The organism is Alistipes sp. CAG:29 (genome assembly GCF_000435435.1).
In the GTDB taxonomy this organism is placed as follows: Bacteria; Bacteroidota; Bacteroidia; order Bacteroidales; family Rikenellaceae; genus Alistipes; species Alistipes onderdonkii.
Genome location: NZ_FR893483.1, coordinates 112,410 through 113,732 on the forward strand (window position 1 = coordinate 112,410; position 1,323 = coordinate 113,732).

Annotated in this window: 2 protein-coding genes; one reads left to right on the forward strand and one right to left on the reverse strand. The window is 55.9% G+C overall.

The annotated features are described in order from the left end of the window. Positions 1–1,027: peptidoglycan DD-metalloendopeptidase family protein (locus tag QVP03_RS10610; RefSeq protein WP_288210762.1), on the reverse strand; the 1,027-nt coding region annotated here is incomplete at its 3' end. 146 nt (positions 1,028–1,173) lie between these two features. Between QVP03_RS10610 and QVP03_RS10615 the strand changes: the two genes are divergently transcribed. Further along, positions 1,174–1,323, forward strand: a 150-nt coding sequence (locus QVP03_RS10615) for a tetraacyldisaccharide 4'-kinase (protein ID WP_288210763.1), incomplete at its 3' end; no start/stop codon positions are given.

Here is a 1,323-nt window from a genome sequence, read left to right on the forward strand (position 1 = left end):
CCTGCGAAACGCGCGAGCCTTTCGAGATACCCTTGGCATAGCCGCTCAGGTGCAGGTAACCCGTCATCAGGTTGCCGGCATGTTTGATTTTGAGCGTGTTGCCACCGCCGCCGCCCCAGCCCTTGAAGGTCACCACACCGTCGGCTACGGCATGTACGGGCGTGCCTTTCGGCGCCGCGTAATCGACGCCCGTATGCGGCCGGTATACCTTGTAGATCGGATGCTTGCGCGCATAGGTGAACTTCGAACTGATGCGTGTGTATTTCAGCGGCGCCTTGAGCATCTGCTTGCGCAGGCTTCCGCCGTCGTATTCCCAATACTGGACTTTGCCGCCCTGCCGGAAGGGGATGGCGTAGTACTCCTTGCCGCCTTGACAGAATTTGGCGCCCCAAATGCGGCCGATGCCGGCCGAGATGCTGTCGTCGATGAAGCGCTCGTCATAGATCACCGTGAAATTGTCGCCCTTCTGGATGCCGAAGAAATCGACCGTCCACTGGTAAATGTCCTCCATTTCCGCGGCCAGCGCATAGGGCAGGTGCTCCTCCATGATCGCACCCCACAGCGACGAATTGATCGTGGCGCTCTTCTTGGTGCGGCGTACCGTGAATTCCTTTTCTCCCGTCTGGACGCTGACCGAATCCTCATGGAACCCGAACACCACGTATTGAGACATGTTGCGTTCGTAGACCAAGTAGTCCAGGTGGGGGGCATAGAGCGAATCCTCGTGGATGAAGACGGTGTATTTATGCCCGGCGCGGATGTTGCGCAGCGGGAAAATCTCTTTTGAGGCTTTGTCGAGCCTGTCGACCGTAAGGGCCGAAACGCCGTACCCGTTCAGGATTTTCCCCAGCGTTTCGCCGCTGCCCACCTCGCCCGTTTCGGTGCGGTAGTTGTCGGCGTTGATGCCGTAAACGATATTCTGCGGCGCGGCTTCTTCCTTTTCGGCCGCGGCCTGTTGCGTAGTTCTGTCGCACGCCCCTGCGGCTACGAGCAGCAGGGCGCATATCGGTAATTTAAAACTTCTCATAGACGCAAGCAAAGATATGAAAAAAACGCAGGAATCTCCAATTTTATTATTCCTTTGTCGGTCAGGCCCGAGATTTGCTTTTTTTGTTTTGTGTTCCGGAGATTTATTGCTACCTTTGAAAAATTGTATGGATAAACCGACCCGAAATGTTGAAATGCTTGCTTGCTCCTGCGGCTCTCCTCTATAAGGCGGGGGTGACTTTCCGTCACCGTCTCTTCGACTGGGGTATCCTCAAAAGCGAGAAGTTCGACATCCCGGTCATCTGTATCGGCAACATCACCGTCGGCGGTACGGGC